Origin of the sequence: Paenibacillus sp. RC67, assembly GCF_030020805.1 — a bacterium.
GTDB lineage: Bacteria > Bacillota > Bacilli > Paenibacillales > NBRC-103111 > Paenibacillus_S.
The window spans coordinates 4,684,864-4,702,933 of record NZ_CP125098.1; the positions used below are offsets into that span (position 1 = coordinate 4,684,864).

Genomic DNA, 18,070 nt, shown 5'->3' on the forward strand with positions numbered 1-18,070 from the left:
CGTCCCTCCTTACCGCTTGGCCGAAGCCAATTGGTCCTCAGACACAGAATCTAGCTTCAGTTCAGGCACATCCACCCACCGACGTTCTTCCCACGAGCGCAAGCCCAATTCCGCCAGCTGCGTTCCTTTGGCTCCTTCGAGCAAATCCCATGGGAATGGCGTATCAATAACGATATGCTTCAAGAATAGCTCCCATTGTATTTTAAATCCATTATCGAACAATTGATTGTCCGGTACATCCTGCCACTGCGCTTCAAATTGGAATGGATTCGGAATATCTGGATTCCAGACCGGCTTAGGCGTGTTGACACGATGCTGAACCTTGCAGTCCCGCAAGCCAGCTACCGCACTGCCCTCTGTACCGTCCACTTGAATCGTAAGCAGGTCATCCCGGTTCACGCGAACCGCCCAAGAGGAGTTGGCTTGAACTACGATGCCGCCTTCGAGCTCGAACGTTGCATATGCTGCATCATCAGCCGTACACTCGTAAGTATGGCCTAGCTCATCTACCCGCTCAGGTATATGAGTTACACCCAGGCACGATACCGAGCGAACCTCACCGAATAAATTATCGAGCACATATCTCCAGTGAGCGAACATATCAACAATGATACCGCCGCCATCCTCTTTGCGATAGTTCCATGAAGGACGTTGAGCCTGCTGCCAATTACCTTCAAAAACCCAATACCCGAACTCCATCCGAACTGACAATATTTTGCCGAAGAATCCGGAATCCACCAAGCGCTTCAACTTCAAGAGACCTGGAAGAAATAGCTTATCCTGTACAACTCCGTTTTTTAAACCGGCAGAAGTTACAAGCTGCGCCAGCTCCAATGATTCCTCTAAATTCGTTGCCGTTGGTTTTTCACAATAAATATGTTTACCCGCCGCTATAGCTTGACGGATGCTTTCGGCGCGATGGACGGTCGTTTGAGAATCAAAATAAATCGTGTTGTTAGGATCAGCCAAGCAACTAGTAAGATCAGTGCTCCAACGAGTCAATCCATGCGTTTCTGCTAACGCTTTCAATTTATGCTCCTGACGACCAACCAATATAGGATCTGGCATAATTACATCTCCGTTAGGAAGCGTTACGCCGCCTTGTTTGCGAATAGCCATAATGGATCGGATTAAATGCTGATTCGTCCCCATACGTCCTGTAACCCCGTTCATAATGATTCCAACATTGTGTACTGTCATTGTTTGAATCCCCTCTCCATTCATTATAGCTGGTGTCATGATGCCACCGCTTAGTATAAAAAACCTATATTTTCATACTAGTTATAAACAGAGAGTAAGTCTTATCACTTTAAGAACTGTATTCTAACTATTGGAACCCTTTTATCCGAAACAAGCGCACAAAAAAACCGCCCGGAAGCTGAACCGGACGGTTGAACCATGGAAAAACTTCTTGTTGGCTTCTAGCAAACAATTACGAATACCAAAACAATGCATACTCGGTCATTACGGATGCATGCCCCATCTGGCGAAGCATAGCAGTTATATTCCCACGGTGGTATGTAGCATGATTCACAATCTGCAAAATAATCTCGGAGTAGCTCGTATCCCTTACTCCTGCATAAGGGTTGTCAATAGTAATGGTCTCTTCCATATTGTTTAATGTATTCAGGACTGTTCTATACCCCTCAGCAAGCTCGGCATAAAGCAGCTCCATTTCCCTAACGCTTTTGGCTTCGGTTTGTTCTTTCAACGGATTCGCTTCCGCCATCGCTTCCCTCATACTTTTACCGCAAAGAATGTTTAGCCAGCTGGTATCTACGATGTAGATATGAGCAATGACCTTCGAAACAGAAGGGAACACACTCTGTATTTCATTTGTATAAACCTCGTCGGGAAGCTCCTTCAGCCGGTTGATCATCGTTTGATTCGCCCATACATGATATTCGTACATTTGCTTGGCTGTATTTTCCATAGTCATCGTCTCCTTTACATCATCATTCTGTAAAATGAATAATTTCCTTTATAATAAAACAGCTACCCTGACAACGGTATGTCAAGATAGCTAAAGTATTTGGTATTCAGTTAGACGTTTCTTAACTCATTCAAATTAATTCATCACGCGGCTTACAATTTTGAGCACCGCATCTCTCGTTAATTTACTGCCGCCGGCTGACAAAAGATTAAGAGTAGCATGCGCCAAAGCTAAAGGTATTTTACAAAATTTCAATGCCGGACCTTGCTTGAGGTCAGCAATGTAAGAATCGGCAATTTGCAAATTGCGACGCGTATACGCCTGCATCTCCTTAAAGTCCCATCCGTTCGGATAAAAATCGACACCGCGCTCAAGATCTTCTTTTCGATTACGAAGAATATTCACGGCTTGCAGCCCTCTTCCGAACGCAACCGCCTTCTCAATATCGGAGGGGGTTCCGTCATACCACATCCACAGCTCGGACAGCATTTCTCCAACCATCCCCGCCACACTGTAAGTATACCGATCCAGATCCTCTTCCGTTTGAATACTCCATCCGTTTTGTACCCAATCAGCCATTTGCGTTGACATCTTGGCAATGTAAGGAATGATGACGGGCAGCGCAGTAGTCGGACATAGCCTAACCCAATCATCCAGCTGTACCGTTACATCCGGCAGTACGTTCCGATGTGGAGCCATAACTTCTTGTATCGTTTCAATTAGTTTATCGGATTGGAAGGCGTCATGTACTCCGACTAATAATTGTACTTTCAAGCTATTCGGCAGTTCTTCATGATCCTCGATTTCGTCAATGGCTCTCATACATAGATAAGCAGATGACACCGCTTCCTTCAAACCAGAATCCAATTGACTGATTGGAATATAAAAAGTTCGACTTGTTTTTTTCAACATGGTCATTGCATCATTTAGAACGATATTATTAATGAGTGCTCCCTCCAAGTATGCGCTTAGCTATTCTCTGTTCGTAGCATTTACATCATGATATCATAAAATCATATGGTCAAGCCAAATTAGATTGCATTTTCTACTATTATCGCCATTTTGCTTCACAAAATCGAAATAAATTTTACAGTAAAAAGCCCTCCGCAGCAAATCATTTGCAGAAGGCCTCTCAACTTCCATCAATATAAGTTATTTCATACGCCAGTACAGTTCATTCCATCTCAATTCATTACGTAATGTAGGGATCGTACTATTCTTATTGATAAGTAAACATTCAATTCCAACCATCTCGGACCAATCCGCGAGCTGCTCTGCAGATACGACATACGAGAACACCGTATGATGCGCTCCTCCTGCATGAATCCATGCTTCCGCGGCAAGATTCAAGGTTGGCTGAGGCTTCCAAAGAACACGCGCTACCGGAAGCTTCGGCATGGCTTGTTCCGGCTTCACGGCATCTACTTCATTGACGACGAGACGGAAACGGTTACCCATGTCAATGATAGACGCATTAAGCGCCGCTCCACCTCTACCGTCGAAGGTGAGCCTTGCAGGATCCGCTTTGCCCCCAATGGAAAGAGCGTGCACTTCAATGGAAGGACGAGTCGCTGCAATAGTCGGACACACTTCCAGCATATGCGCTCCGAGGACAAGCTCATTCCCCGGTTCAAAATGATATGTATAATCCTCCATGAAAGAGGTACCCACATTACCAGCAATCTGCTTCATGGTTCTCACCATAGCCGCTGTCTTCCAATCGCCTTCTCCTCCAAAGCCGTAACCAGCCGCCATCAATCGTTGAACGGCTAACCCTGGAAGCTGCTTCATGCCGTGCAAATCCTCGAAGGTCGTTGTGAAGGCACCAAAGCCGCCTTCTTCAAGGAACGATTTCATTCCCAACTCAATACGAGCTTGTTCGAGAATAGCTTCACGAATAGGACCTGCCGCGCGCGCTTCCGGAGCTATTCCGTACAAATCATTGTACTCCTCAAACAACCGATTCACTTCATTTTCCGAAATATCGTTCATCCTTTGAACCAAATCACCGATACCATAGCCATTTACCGACCATCCAAACTTGATTTGAGCCTCTACCTTGTCCCCTTCTGTTACGGCAACCTGACGCATATTATCGCCGAATCTCGCTACCTTTAAGCTGCGTCCTTCCGTAAAGGCAACCGCCGTATTCATCCATCCTCCTATACGGTTACGAACCTGCGGGTCCTCCCAATAACCAACTACGACTTTACGCGCAATCCCCATTCTGGCACCGATGAAGCCATACTCCCGGTCACCGTGAGCTGATTGATTCAAATTCATGAAGTCCATGTCGATGCTATCCCAAGGAATATCGCGGTTATACTGCGTATGAAGGTGCAGCAAAGGCTTGCGCAGCTCAGACAGCCCAGCTATCCACATTTTTGCTGGCGAGAACGTATGCATCCATGTAATAATACCCGCACAGTTATCGTCGGCGTTAGCTTCAATGCATAGACTGCGAATGGCTTCTGGAGTCGTAAGCACGGGTTTGAAAACAACTTGGAACGGAATGGCCGGATCGTTATCAAGCCCTTCGGTAATCCTGCTGGAATGTTCATCTACTTCTTGCAGTGTTTCAGGGCCGTATAAATGCTGGCTTCCGGTAACGAACCAAAATGTGTACGGTTTTATGAATAACATAGTATGAATACCCTCCTACTAATTGCATACTTAAAGGCTTGTGCATTGATTAACGTGATGCTTCCTTGATCGACTTAAGACGCTTCATCACATCGTTCTCTCCACGACCAAAATAATCATGAAGCTTGTTATATTCTTCATACAGCTTTTCGTACACAGCTACATGCTTTGGAATAGGCTTGAAAGTTTCTTCGCGCACACGCGCCATTTTCTCAGCAGCATCTACAATTGAGTCGTACCCTCCATTTGCAGCACCTGCTGCTACTGCTCCGAACATCGCCGCACCCAAAGCCGGCGTTTGCTTGGAATCTGCAATTTTGATCTCACGATTTGTAACGTCCGCGTAGATTTGCATTAACAATCGATTTTTTTGCGGAAGTCCTCCGCAGGCATAGAGCTCATTCACCACTACCCCGTTATCGTGAAAGGCGTCAACGATCTTTCTAGTGCCGAAAGCCGTCGCTTCAAGCAGCGTCCGGTAAATTTCTTCAGGCTTGGTCAACAGCGTGTAGCCAACCAATAAACCTGTTAAATTCGTATCTACCAGTACGGAACGGTTCCCGTTCCACCAGTCAAGCGCCAGCAGTCCCGTCTCTCCCGGCTTGTATGCAGCAGCTCTTTTCTCCAGCCATTCATGAACGTTAATGCCTTCCTCTCGAGCCGCATCATGGACATAAGCAGGTACTGACTGCTCGACATACCATGCAAAAATATCTCCTACAGCAGACTGTCCCGCTTCATAACCCATATATCCGGGAATGATTCCGTCCTCTACGACTCCACACATACCTTCAACCTGCCGCTCTTCCTCACCTAGCAGCATGTGACAGATCGAGGTTCCCATCGCCATGACAAGCTTGCCGGGAGCAACCACACCAACACCAGGAACGGCCGCATGTGCATCTACATTCCCAACGGCTACCGCTGTACCAGGGTTCAGACCCATCCATTTCGCCATCTCTTCTGTCAATCCGCCAGCCTTCGTCCCTAAAGGTACGACTTCCCCGCGGAGCTTAGTGCTTGTCAGCTTTTCCAATCTTGGATCCAGCGCTCTGAAGAACGCTTCAGAAGGATAACCGTCCTGCTTATGCCATATCGCTTTGTAGCCTGCCGTGCAGCTGTTCCTGAGTCGATTTCCTGTCATTCTGGAAACAACCCAATCCGCCGCTTCCAAAAATTGATCCGTCTTCTCATATATATCCGGGTCTTCGTTAAGGATTTGCCATATTTTTGCGATCATCCATTCGGAAGATATTTTGCCTCCATAACGCGGCAAAAAGGTTTCGCCCCTAAGCTCTGCGAGTTCATTGATGCGATTCGCCTCATCCTGTGCAGCATGATGCTTCCATAGCTTCACCCAGCTGTGCGGTCTCTCTCTCAGCTCCGGATCGAAGCACAGCGGCTCACCTTCAGCATCCACAGGCAGCATCGTGCAAGCCGTAAAATCGATGCCAAGACCGATTACGTCAGCCGGGTTCACTCCGGAAGACTGAATAATGGCAGGTACGGAACGTTTGAGCACCTCAATGTAATCCCCAGGATGTTGAAGAGCCCAATCAGGCTCAAGCCTCTGTCCGGAGCCTGGAAGCTTCTCATCAATCACATTATGAGGATAAGGTGTGACATGATCAGCTATCTCTGTACCGTCCGAAAGATCGACTAATACGGCACGTCCTGACTCCGTACCGTAATCTATGCCAATAGCATACTTTTTGCCCATACGATTCTATGTTCCTCCCTGGATCATTTTCTTTTTCAGTTCTGTATCTGTACCTTACTACTTTTGTCCGTAATAAGCGTCTGCACCATGCTTGCGCAAAAAATGCCGGTCAAGCAGCGTTGAGTCCATCGATGGAATATGCGAATTTAAAGCTTTCGTATGGTAGCCCATCTTAGCCACCTCTTCCAAAACAACCGCGTTATGTACCGCCTGATGCGGGTCCTTCCCCCCAGGTGAACGGAGCATGAGAATGAACTAAAACACCTGGCATTTGTAGAGGGTCGAGATTTTGGAATCTCTCCACAATCACATTGCCAGTTTCCAGCTCATAAGCGCCTTGAATTTCTGCACCAGTCATTTCTCTCGTACAAGGAACCTCACCGTAAAAATAGTCGGCATGCGTCGTTCCGAGCGCCGGAATGCCTATTCCTGCTTGCGCCCAAATAGTTGCCCACGGCGAATGGGTATGTACAACTCCACCGATATGCGGAAACGCCTTGTACAAGACCAAATGTGTCGGCGTATCTGAAGAAGGACGCAACGTCCCTTCCACAACGGTTCCTTGCAGATCGACGACGACTAGATCTTCCAGCTTCAGCTTCTCATAAGGCACTCCGCTCGGTTTAATGACAACAAGGCCTTGATCCCTATCGATACCGCTTACATTTCCCCAAGTAAACGTAACAAGGCCGTATTTGGGCAAATCCAGATTCGCTTCCAATACGGCCTGTTTGAGTTGTAATAACAACTTGTATCATCACCTTTCCATAAGAAGAATGAATCCGATACTGTTATTATATATTTGTACGTACAATTTTTCCACAATTATTTTATTAATTTTGTCGATTCTCTAATAATAAGCTCTGGCTCTATCACCTTACCGACCATCTCATTCGTATTATGCTCGATCATAGCAATTAGCATTTCTGCTGCCAACGTCCCCATATCTGCTTTGGGATGAGTCAGTGTCGTAAGCTTCACCTCTGTAGCAACAGCCAATGAGGAATCATCAAACCCGACGATTGAAATATGGTCAGGAACGTTTAATCCCGCTTGTCTCACGGCTTCGAGAAGCATAACCGCTAACTCATCGTTGTAGCAAACGAAAGCTGTTGGACGTTCCGATGCATTAGTAAGCATCTCAAGTGCTGCTGCAAAAGGCTTTGTTTCCTTATCTTCCGTCGTATAATGAATGACAGAATCAGGGACCAACGGAATACGATAATCTTGATGGGCTTTAATAAAGCCTTTGAGCCGATTGACGCCTTGTAAATCGTCCATTTTGAAAAAACCGGCTATACTTCGGTGTCCGAGCTTCATCAAATGCTCTGCTGCTTTATACCCTCCAGCTTCATCATCCACTTTAATGTACGGACAACTTATCTCCGGATAGCTTTCATTGATCATTAAGAAAGGAATGTTATGGTAATTCAATGTCAAATAATAGCTTAAATTCGGGTTGCCCTCCGCGCTCTTGGTCGGCTCGATAATGAGGCCGCTTAACGGCTGACTCATCATCATCTGTAAGCTTTCCCTTTCCCTGTCTTTGTCGTTATCTGTGCTGGACAGGAGCAATCGATATCCCTTGCTTCGCAATGCCGCTTCGGCTCCTCGCACGATATGAGGAAAAATATAATCGGATATATACGTCGTAATAATGCCGATCGTCTGCACATCCTGCTGTTTCCGCGCGGTTTGGGGATTAGAGACAAACGTTCCTCTTCCTTGAACCCTGTAAATCCATCCTTCCTGCTCTAGTACGCCAAAGGTTTGCCTTACCGTCTGCCTGCTCATTTGAAACTGTTCTGCAATCTCATTCTCCGTAGGCATTTGATCGTTGGGCTTTAGTTTGCCCGATTGAAGCCAGGACAATATTTCTTGTTTTAATATCATATACTTAGGCTGCTGCTTTACGTCTGTCATATTTCACCTCAAAAGAACCGATGCCATGCTGGTCGTTCCCATTTTAGGTTCATTATATCATTATTCAAAGTTGTAAGTACATATTAATGCTATTCATCCCAATGATGCGATTATTTTTCCGCATAATGCTCCCGTTGCAATACCACCTACTACACCTATGGGCAAAGGCAAATGCCAGATCGTGATCATAACCCCGGTCATAACCGCAGCAAACGTCATTACAGTGCCCACTGCCAGATCAATACCACCAGTAATGATGAAGAAGGTGGACCCAAGAGCGAGTATGCCAATGACCGCAGTAGACAGCATGATACCGACTATGTTATCGAATTGAAAAAAGTTGCTTGAAGAAAACGAGAAAAAAATAACTAATACAATTAAGCTAGCAAAAGCCAGCAATTTTTGTGTCGCGCCAGTTTTGACTGTCGTCGGCTTCTTACTGACTGCCGTCATTTCCATAATGCTTCCCCCCTATTCACTGCGCATTGTAGCGTATTTCATAATACTTTCCTGCGTCGCTTGTTCACTGCTAAGCTCGCCAGTAATACGCCCCTCACACATGATCATGATGCGATGACTCATTCTAAGAATTTCGGGCAGGTCAGAGGAAATCATAATGATCGATTTGCCCTGTTCAGCCAGCTTCTCCAATAGCTTATAAATCTCGGTCTTCGCCCCGACATCAATGCCTCGAGTAGGTTCGTCAAATATTAAAATTTCACAGTCGCGCAGCAGCCATTTGCTAATGACTACCTTTTGCTGATTGCCACCCGAAAGATACTTGACTTTTTGCTCTACAATCCCGTGACGGACAGCGTGATGCGGCTGCTTGATTCGAACTTTTTGACCGTGTACGCGAATTTCTCCTGAATCTATAGGATCTGCTCCGAATATAGCCCTGGCTACTTCTGTACGACCTGCTCCCATTAAACCGGCGAAGCCTAGAATTTCCCCTTTACGCAGCGAGAAACTGACATCCTTGATCTTTCCTTTCCGATTCAGCTTACGAACTTCCAGTACTGTTCCTTGGTTGGCACTGCTGGTCGATGGTTTGGATGCTTGGTACAGCTCCCTTCCGACCATCATAGCTATTATGCGGTCCGTCGTGACTTCTTGAGTTCCGATGGTATCAATATAGCAGCCGTCCCGCATGACCGTGATCCGATCCGTAATCCGTTTTAGTTCTTCCATTCGATGCGAAATATACACGATCCCTACCCCATTTTCTTTCAACTCACGAATGATTCTGAACAAATCGTTGATCTCCGTATCTGTCAATGCGGCCGTCGGCTCATCCATGATTAGTACTTGCGATTGATAAGAAAGCGCTTTGGCTATCTCGACCATTTGCTGTTGGGCTACGGTAAGCTCGGATACTAAAGTTCGAGGGTCCAATTGAAGCTTAATCCGGTTAAAAAGAAGCTGCGCCTGATCGTTCAGCTTTTTATCATTTAGAAATATCTTGAATATTTTACCAGGTTCTCTGCCAATAAAAATATTTTGCGCTATGGTCAGATGGGGCATCAAATTCAACTCCTGATGAATCATGCTGATGCCAAGCTGCTGCGCGGTTCGGGTATTTGGAATAAGGACCTCTTTGCCTTTATAGCGAAGTGTTCCCGAATCCTTTTGATACACTCCTGTAAGCACTTTCATTAATGTCGATTTGCCAGCTCCATTTTCACCTACCAAGGCATGAACTTCACCAGGCATTAATGTGAACCGACATTGGTTCAGAGCGTGTACGCCGGGAAAGTGCTTGTCGATTCCGTCCATTTCAACTAGAGGCTCTATCATTGCAGTCACTACCACCACCCCAAATCCCTTAAACTATGAGTTCATTGTATATTTGGACCGAGGTAAAAAGAATGGAGTAATCTCTTGAAAAAGGTTTAAAATCTTACGATGTTAACCTACCAGAACGCAAAAAGGGCTGAATTGCAAGCAACGATAAGTTGCCTACAAAACAGCCCTGATTAACCTATCTTTATTTAGACGCCATCTCCAGAAAGCATGCTTTCCACTTCTCCAGCTCATTGGTACATACCCAAACATCTGGATATTGCTTGCGTATTTGACGCATGGCGTCTTCATCATCAATAGTCCAGGCAATAAGCTGAATGCCCTTTTCTTCACACAAACGTACATAATCATCCGTTAAATAGATGTATTTAACGGAAATGTACTTAGCATCAATCTCCTTGGCGAAGCCGAACACCGAAGGTGTTGCGCCGTAGATGACAAGTCCCACTTCGATATCCTTAGATAGTTGACGTACTCGTTGTATGGAATAGTGGTCAAACGAAGTAACGAATACTTGATCCTGCACATCACACGCGCGAATCACTTCAAGTACTTTTTCTTCCATTCCCGTGTACAAGCTTCCGCTCTGCTTTAGCTCAATATCCACTTTAGCCTTCCCTTTAGCCAAGTTTAACACCTGCTCCAAAGTCGGAATGGATTGCTCACCGTTTGTACGAAGCTTCTGCAGCTCATCCCAAGTATAATCGAGGACTAGACCTTTTCCGTTGGTCGTGCGGTTGACTGTAGGATCGTGAATGACAACCGGAACGCCGTCCTTCGTCAAATTTACGTCCAATTCCAAATGGCTATAAGACAGATCTAATGCAGCTTGAAACGAAAAAAGCGTATTCTCCGGGTATTTCTTCGGGTACCCGCGATGTGCCAATCCGACGATGCTCATGTTCATCCTCCTGATTAATCGGTCATTTTCAACAGTTGAATACGATCCAGCGCATAGCTGGAGGAAGCCTTGTACGTACTAGCACCGGACTCGAACAATAGGTATAGCGTCTCTTTGGAATAAACGATTCCCTCCGACATCGGTGGAAGCGCCATCGATTCCGGCTTGTTCTTCGAATCCAGGAACCATACAGGAACCGACTCAGAGCCGATAACCGCTTTAGTGTGCGGCTGTTCAGCCAGCACATTTGGATGCTGGATTAATGCACTTGCTGCATTACGTCCAGATGATTGACTCAGCAAAATCTTATTCTTCAAGACCGCCATTCCTTGAACGCTGTCCGGTATGGATAATATGTAGTCCGGGACAACGGGCGTATTAGCTTGTGCCGCCTTACTGGCAGGAAGCAAATCGGTCTGCGGATCCAGCTTGAAGCCTACGGTCCACGCTTTATATTCCTTATCATCGCGATTGTTTATATAATGCGATTTTTCCGTAGGATAGTCCTTTCCACTGGCAAATTCGCCTACCCATAGGACACCGTCACCATAAGTTGTGAAAGAAGCCCTTGTATCTGTACGAATCGAGCCTCTAAATGTCAGTTTGGTATCATTATCAGCTTTGATTATGTCCTCGATGTTTAACTGATAGACATTATTGTCGGATGAAATCCAAACATGACTTTTGCTTACCGTAACGCCCCCGGCATGACCAGTGTAAGGCTTGTCGGCTTCCTTGTAAAGCTCCATTACTTTAACCATCGAGCCGGTGCCGGCATCTACTACGGACAGCAGACTCGGAAGACCACCTTCTCTATAATGGCTGACGAGAATCCAATTTTTTTCTTCAATAAAACCGATTCCCTGAGGAACCGCTTTTTGCATCAAAGCCGGCACAATCGGTCCCTGCTTCGCAGCCTGCAAAAATGGCTTAATTTCAGGGAAATCAATACGGATTTTAATTCCGGCTTCTTCCTGCGTTATCTTTCCGCTGTTCGATACGTTTTTCTCTTCCGGCTTTTTCGCTTCTGCGGAAACCGCTTGCTCTGATGCTTTCTTCGCACTGCCTGCCGATGATGGTTGACAGCCGGCTGCGGTTAGGCACAGCATACCCGATAGTACAATCATTACTGCTTTATGCTTCATTGGACAGCCTCCTTGGTTCCCCTTTGAGGGGAGCGATCCCCATTACTTAAAGGTCGAATTGGCCATGGCCGCCACAATATATTTTTGAGCGAAGATGAACACCAATACGATCGGCAAAATGACAACAACACTCGCAGCCATCAGCAGATGGAAGTTTAATGCTTCGTTACCCGCGATAGAATCTCTCATCATAGCAATACCGACCGTCAATACGCGCATTTGATTGGAATTCGTCATAACCAGAGGCCAGAAGTAGGAGTTCCAGCTATGGATAAAGCTGATGACTAACAAGGTAATAACCGTCGGGAACGCCATCGGCGTCAAAATACGGTATAGAATCTGCACGCGGTTCGCACCATCTACCTTGGCCGCCTCAATAACATCGTTGTTGATCGATTTGAACGTTTGACGAAGCAGGAATATGCCGTAAGCCGAAGCCGCATGTGGAATGATAAGCGCATAGAACGTGTTGATCCAGCCCAGTTTGGACATCATGACATACACGGGTACAAAAGTAACTTGGTCAGGCACGATCAGTGCCGCCAGGACAAGGATAAACAGCTTCTCTCTGCCCGGGAACGTTCCTTTGGCAAAAGCATAGGCAGCCATAAGGCCAATATTGATTTGAAGGAAGATAATTCCTACCGTCTGAATCAATGTATTGGATGCAAACCGCCAAAATGGAATGGTGTTGAAAGCCTGAAAGAAGTTTTGCCACATTAATTTCTCTGGCCAGAACGTAGGAACGGCCAAGCGAAGCTCATGCGGTGATTTCAATGCGGTTACCAGCATCCAGTAAACCGGGAAAAAGATAAGAAGCGTAATGAGAATGGCCACTATATAACGGGTGGTTACCCCTAGTGATTTCGTCATTGATCTATAACCTACCCTTCATAATGAACTTTCTTCTTGGAGACGTACATTTGTACCATGGTCAGCAGCACGATAATAATGAAGAAAATGATGACCAAGGCTGACGCTCTTCCTGTTTTAAATTCAGAGAAAGCCATCGTATAGATCCAGTACACCATCGCTTTGGTCGATTCCAAAGGTCCCCCATTGGTCATGATATCGACAGATTGGAACACCTGCATGGAAGAAATAAAGTTGGTGACCACGAGAAACAAGGTGATTGGCGACAGTAAAGGAAGCGTAATACTCCAGAACTGCGTCCACTTACTGGCTCCGTCAATGCTTGAAGCTTCGTAATATTCCACTGGAATACCACGTAAACCTGCAATAAAGATAATCATTGCAAATCCGACGCCCTTCCAGACCGATACGACGATAAGAACCCACAGCGCCGTTTTCGGATTTTGCAGCCATTGCACCTTTTCGATTCCCATCAGCTCTAACAGCTCGTTCATTAAGCCATACTGAGAGTTGAAGATCCAAAGAAAGATCATGGACACAATGACCATGGAAATGTAGTGCGGCATAAAAATCAGCATTCTCAAGAAGTTGAAGAATCGGGATGACACATTGAACAATAGCGCTAGCAGAAGCCCGAAGCCTAAAGTCAATACAACATCCAAGACTGTATAAGTAAACGTAATTCTGAGCACGTTATAGAACGTTTCATTAGTCAAGAGCTTCTCATAATTATCGAAGCCAACAAATTGCTTCACTGGCTTCGTCATATTCCAGTTCGTAAAGCTTAAGTAGAATGAATTCAATAAAGGATAATAAATGAAGATGACCAGAAACGCCAAAGCTGGCAGGGCGAAGGAAAAATCCTTCAACCCCTCCAGTAGGCGGTAAGCAGAGCGCTTCGAAGCCGGTTTGGCAACCGAATCCATCCGTGCGTTTATTTTAGTGCTTCCAGTTTCTTTCATTGTGCTGCTCCTTCCGGGGCTTACTTGTAATCAGCTATAATTTCGTTAATGCCTTTTACCGAATCTTTCAGCAAAGGTACTGGATCTTCATTATTCAAAATCATTTTACCGACAATTTCCTTATACTTCTCACTAAATTCAGGATAAGCAGGGTGTTGGATCCGTGGAGCTACGTTATCGAAATTCTCGAACACGGCTTTATATTGCGGCCATTTCTCAAAGTACTTCTTACCTTCTTCTGTATTAACAACTGATTTATGAGTTGGCAGATATCCAGTAAAGTCCGCCCATTTCACATTGTTTTCAGCAGAAACCATAAACTTCAGGAACTTCCAGCCCGCTTCTTTTTGCTTTGCATTAGCACCGTTCATAAGCACGATTCCGGCGCCGCCGATATGAGATTTTCTCTCTTTATCACCAGGGATGAAGGATACTCCTACTTCGAACTTAGCGTTTTGGACATAGGTTTTAATGATTGCCGAAGAGTGCTGAACCATACCTACTTTACCTTCAAGGAACATCTGTCTCATAACATCCGATGCGCCTTTTCCGTAACCCATTTGCAAGGAACCGTCTTTAATCCATTTTTGGAAATTTTGAGCCCAACGAAGGCTGTCTGGTTGATCAAAGCCCGATTTATTGTCTTTTGTCAGAATTGTACCGCCACCATTAGAAATCCAAGGATCGTAGTACCATGTATCCCAACCTGGAACGGAGAACGCATAGCGTGTTGTTTTTCCATTTTCCTTCACGGTCAGCTTCTTATTGAATTCATCAATCTCGCTCCACGTTTGAGGTGGCTTCACACCCAACTGCTCAAACATCGTTTTGTTATATACCATAACGCTCGTACTTACGATTAACGGGAATCCAAACTGCTTGTCTTTAAAGGCGTAAGCTTGCAGCATACCTTTGGAAAAGTCATTCATATCGACGCTGTCACGCTTGATGTAAGGGCCCAGGTCTGCAAACACACCGCCGTCCGCAAAGTTAGGCAATGCCGATACTTCAACATTCGTTACAGCCGGAACATCATTTGCAGCAACCGCAGCCTGCAATTTCTTATGCAAATCTGTGTATCCTCCTTGGAACACAGGCTCAACAGTGATGTTAGGGTATTTTTTGTTAAACTCACTGATCATGTAGTTCACACCGGCCATTTGTTCATCAGAGTGTGAATGCCAGTACTGTATAGTTATTGGAGAGTTATCCTCCGCTGCTGCTTTTGCATCCTCAATTTTCCCTTCACCTGTATTGGAATTGGAGCACCCGATCACTGAACCGAACAGTGCTGCCATGACCGTCAAAGATAACCATTTCTTGTGTCTCATTCTCATTACCCCTCTCGGTTTACTATGTTTTATATTTATGAAAAGGCTTACATCAGGTCCCAAGACCGAATAGCGATGCGGGTCTCACCTCCAAAAAGGAATATGCAGACAAAAAAAGACCATCGAGAATATCAAGAGACACTTGCTGTACGTATACATACAGGCAAGATTATTGTCCCTTGGATTATCTCATGATCTCCGCACCCAAGTGAGTATGATGTATGATACTGTGTAACAACCTCTTACACAAAAAAGTATGCCATACGCTATAAAGCTTGTCAATCCTTTGAAATGTTAATAAATTATTAATGATACCACTAATTCATGTGATATACAAGAATATTCTCCATTTGCATTCGCTTACATCATGGGTGTTCTTGTTGCTTCCAAGCCTCCTCCGGTAACTTTCCACGGTGAAGCTTCCAGAGATAGAATCTCTCCCTCGCTTAAAGCCGAAATGGTCTGTATAGCGCGCATCAGCTTGTCGGAGCTCGTCGTTTTCACGCTAAATTTGAGCTCCATAACCGGGTAGGCTCCATCATCCGTTTGCTGAGGCTCCTCCGATTTCATTTTGACTGTAACGATCTGAATGCCCTGTTCTCCGAATACGGTGGATATTTTCCCCATAACACCCGGTCGATCCAATACTTTGATAATTACCTCCTGGTTTCTGCGATGGCGCATTAAATGTCTTTCCCATTTATTCAAGGCAAATAAACTAAGAAATACCATGACGGTAGCCAGAGCCGCACAGTAATAAAACCCCGCGCCTACACATAGACCTATTGCGGCTACCACCCAGATCGAGGCCGCTGTGGTCAAACCAGATATAGTCGAACCTGTACGCAGTATAGCCCCTGCACCCAAGAACCCGATGCCGCTGATGACTTGAGCTGCCAACCGGGCAGGGTCCATCCTTACATTAGGCTCAACGGCAAATTCTCCAAAGCCATAGATGGACAAAAGCATGATTGCAGCAGCGCCGATGCAGACGAGAATATGCGTACGAAGTCCGGCGGCATGATTGCTCCATTCTCTTTCAAACCCGATCAAGCCGCCCATAGCAGCTGCTGCTAGAATGCGCAAGGTGAGATCCAAATGAGAAATATACCATATACTGTTCATATTTCTCCCCCTTCCCTACGATGAGACTTTCTGCAGCATCTTATCGCTTGTCGGAAGCTCATGGATATTATTGAACATTTGATTAAGCAGTTCCAATTGCATGTCCTGCTGTTGTGAATCCAGATCTAGTAAATCATTAAGCATCTTCTCTACCATATTTCGGTACTTCTCTGCTTTGTTGAGCTGAAAGTAAGACCAACCCGAACGCAATCTTAAGAAGTCGGATGCTGTAACGGTCATCTCCTCTTTAACGGAATACAACAGCTGCGCAAAGAGCCACTGCAGATTAGTGGGAACGTTATGATACTGGGCTTCCGGTAAATACTCTAGTATTTTCAAGGCATTGGAACCATAAGTATCGATCCACTCCTGCATCGTCTTACCGCTAATCCCCTGGGTAACGCCCATAATCAGCATTTCCTGCTTCCACTCAGTAAAGCTCATACCTTCCTTCTTCTCTCCGCCGGTAATCGTAATCTGATCTGTCGTGCAGGCTGGATAAATAATACCCGTTTCCGTGCTCAATTGAGCCGCAACCAGATTAACGACCTTCTCTGCCATTTTGCGAAATCCGGTTAACTTGCCGCCTGCTATCGTAATCAGCTTGCTGTCCGATATAAAAATTTCATCTTTCCTTGAAAGCTCAGATGGCCCCTTGCCTTCTTCATAGATCAGCGGTCTAAGCCCTGCCCAATGTGATTTGATGTCCTGCTGCTTAAGCTTGATTGCTGGAAACATCGCGTTGACCGCACGTATAAGATAATCCCTATCCTCCTGCGTCGTTCTAGGTTGATCGACGGAATCGGAATAAGCCGTATCTGTCGTACCGACATAGGTGATATCGCCACGAGGAATGACGAACACCATCCTACCGTCAGGCGTATCAAAGTACGCGGCCTGATGTACCGGTAACCGATGGTAATCGACAACCAGGTGCACTCCTTTCGTCAGGAATAACCGCTTGCCCTTCAACGATCCGTCCATATCTCGCACTTGATCGGCCCATGGGCCAGCCGCATTCACAATGTGCTTCGCACGAATACTAAGCCGCCTGCCGCTTATCCTATCATGAACCTCAACACCCACCGCACGACCATTTTCATAAATGAACTTCTTGGCTTCCGTATAATTGACGGCAAGAGCACCACGCTGTGAAGCCGTTTTCATAATATCCAGTGTCAAGCGCGCGTCATCGGTGCGATATTCATAATATAAGCCGCCGCCCTTCAAGCCATCTTTCTTCAGCAGCGGTTCTTTCTCCATAACTTCTTTTCTGCTGAGCATCTTACGTCGTTCTTTGCGGGCAACTCCGGCAAGCCAGTCATAAATGTACAGACCGATGGAGGAAGCCAAATACCCATAGGTGCCTCCTTTGTATACCGGCAGCAGCATGGGAGCTGGAATCACGAGATGCGGAGCATTTTTGTATAAAATGGCCCGTTCTCTGCCAACCTCCTGCACCAGTTTAAAGTCCCCTTGCTTCAGATATCTTAGTCCACCGTGTATCAGCTTCGTCGATCTGCTGCTCGTGCCTGAACCAAAATCGTTTTTTTCGAGCACACCCACCTTAATACCACGAGTGATCGCATCCAACGCAATGCCTGCCCCGGTAATACCGCCTCCTACAACGAGCAAATCCAACTCGCTCTCGGCCATCAATTGCAACACGGACGTTCGGCTTGCTGCAGAAAAGGATCCCTGATTGTTCATT

Annotated in this window: 14 protein-coding genes and 2 pseudogenes; all 16 read right to left on the reverse strand. The window is 45.8% G+C overall.

The annotated features are described in order from the left end of the window. Positions 1-9: 9 nt before the first annotated feature. Entirely contained in the window at positions 10-1,200 is a 1,191-nt protein-coding gene (locus tag QMA13_RS21500) for a Gfo/Idh/MocA family protein (protein ID WP_282935780.1), read from the reverse strand. 232 nt (positions 1,201-1,432) lie between these two features. Next, complete coding sequence (locus QMA13_RS21505) at positions 1,433-1,933, reverse strand: DinB family protein (protein ID WP_282935781.1); 501 nt, start codon at positions 1,931-1,933, stop codon at positions 1,433-1,435. A 135-nt stretch (positions 1,934-2,068) separates the two neighbouring features. Then, positions 2,069-2,851: a squalene/phytoene synthase family protein gene (locus QMA13_RS21510; protein ID WP_282935782.1), complete on the reverse strand. Its 783-nt coding sequence runs from the start codon at positions 2,849-2,851 to the stop codon at positions 2,069-2,071. 234 nt (positions 2,852-3,085) lie between these two features. Continuing rightward, the gene (araA, locus tag QMA13_RS21515) at positions 3,086-4,576 is read right to left on the reverse strand and encodes an L-arabinose isomerase (protein WP_282935783.1); all 1,491 of its coding nucleotides are present in this window, start codon (positions 4,574-4,576) and stop codon (positions 3,086-3,088) included. Between the two features lie 49 nt (positions 4,577-4,625). Then, positions 4,626-6,296, reverse strand: coding sequence for a ribulokinase (locus QMA13_RS21520; protein ID WP_282935784.1), 1,671 nt, complete (start codon positions 6,294-6,296; stop codon positions 4,626-4,628). Between the two features lie 57 nt (positions 6,297-6,353). After that, positions 6,354-7,044: pseudogene (gene araD / locus QMA13_RS21525) on the reverse strand (L-ribulose-5-phosphate 4-epimerase). 77 nt (positions 7,045-7,121) lie between these two features. Continuing rightward, positions 7,122-8,219 (reverse strand): GntR family transcriptional regulator, encoded by a 1,098-nt coding sequence (locus tag QMA13_RS21530; RefSeq protein ID WP_282935785.1) that lies wholly within the window; start codon positions 8,217-8,219, stop codon positions 7,122-7,124. A gap of 111 nt (positions 8,220-8,330) precedes the next feature. Beyond that, positions 8,331-8,672: pseudogene (locus QMA13_RS21535) on the reverse strand (ABC transporter permease subunit); the annotation flags it as partial. A gap of 18 nt (positions 8,673-8,690) precedes the next feature. Next, positions 8,691-10,016 carry a sugar ABC transporter ATP-binding protein gene (locus QMA13_RS21540; protein ID WP_282943492.1) on the reverse strand — a complete coding sequence of 442 codons (1,326 nt, stop codon included), beginning with the start codon at positions 10,014-10,016 and terminating at the stop codon, positions 8,691-8,693. A gap of 190 nt (positions 10,017-10,206) precedes the next feature. After that, positions 10,207-10,923: a glycerophosphodiester phosphodiesterase gene (locus tag QMA13_RS21545; RefSeq protein ID WP_282935786.1), complete on the reverse strand. Its 717-nt coding sequence runs from the start codon at positions 10,921-10,923 to the stop codon at positions 10,207-10,209. A gap of 14 nt (positions 10,924-10,937) precedes the next feature. After that, positions 10,938-12,068: a hypothetical protein gene (locus QMA13_RS21550; protein ID WP_282935787.1), complete on the reverse strand. Its 1,131-nt coding sequence runs from the start codon at positions 12,066-12,068 to the stop codon at positions 10,938-10,940. A gap of 42 nt (positions 12,069-12,110) precedes the next feature. After that, the gene (locus QMA13_RS21555) at positions 12,111-12,941 is read right to left on the reverse strand and encodes a carbohydrate ABC transporter permease (protein WP_282935788.1); all 831 of its coding nucleotides are present in this window, start codon (positions 12,939-12,941) and stop codon (positions 12,111-12,113) included. A gap of 11 nt (positions 12,942-12,952) precedes the next feature. Beyond that, positions 12,953-13,903 carry a carbohydrate ABC transporter permease gene (locus QMA13_RS21560; RefSeq protein ID WP_282935789.1) on the reverse strand — a complete coding sequence of 317 codons (951 nt, stop codon included), beginning with the start codon at positions 13,901-13,903 and terminating at the stop codon, positions 12,953-12,955. A 20-nt stretch (positions 13,904-13,923) separates the two neighbouring features. Beyond that, complete coding sequence (locus tag QMA13_RS21565; RefSeq protein WP_282935790.1) at positions 13,924-15,234, reverse strand: ABC transporter substrate-binding protein; 1,311 nt, start codon at positions 15,232-15,234, stop codon at positions 13,924-13,926. Between the two features lie 360 nt (positions 15,235-15,594). Beyond that, positions 15,595-16,359, reverse strand: coding sequence for an MgtC/SapB family protein (locus QMA13_RS21570; protein WP_282935791.1), 765 nt, complete (start codon positions 16,357-16,359; stop codon positions 15,595-15,597). Positions 16,360-16,374: 15 nt separating this feature from the next. After that, on the reverse strand, positions 16,375-18,069 hold the full coding sequence (locus tag QMA13_RS21575) for a glycerol-3-phosphate dehydrogenase/oxidase (protein WP_282935792.1): 1,695 nt from the start codon (positions 18,067-18,069) through the stop codon (positions 16,375-16,377). Position 18,070: the final 1 nt, after the last annotated feature.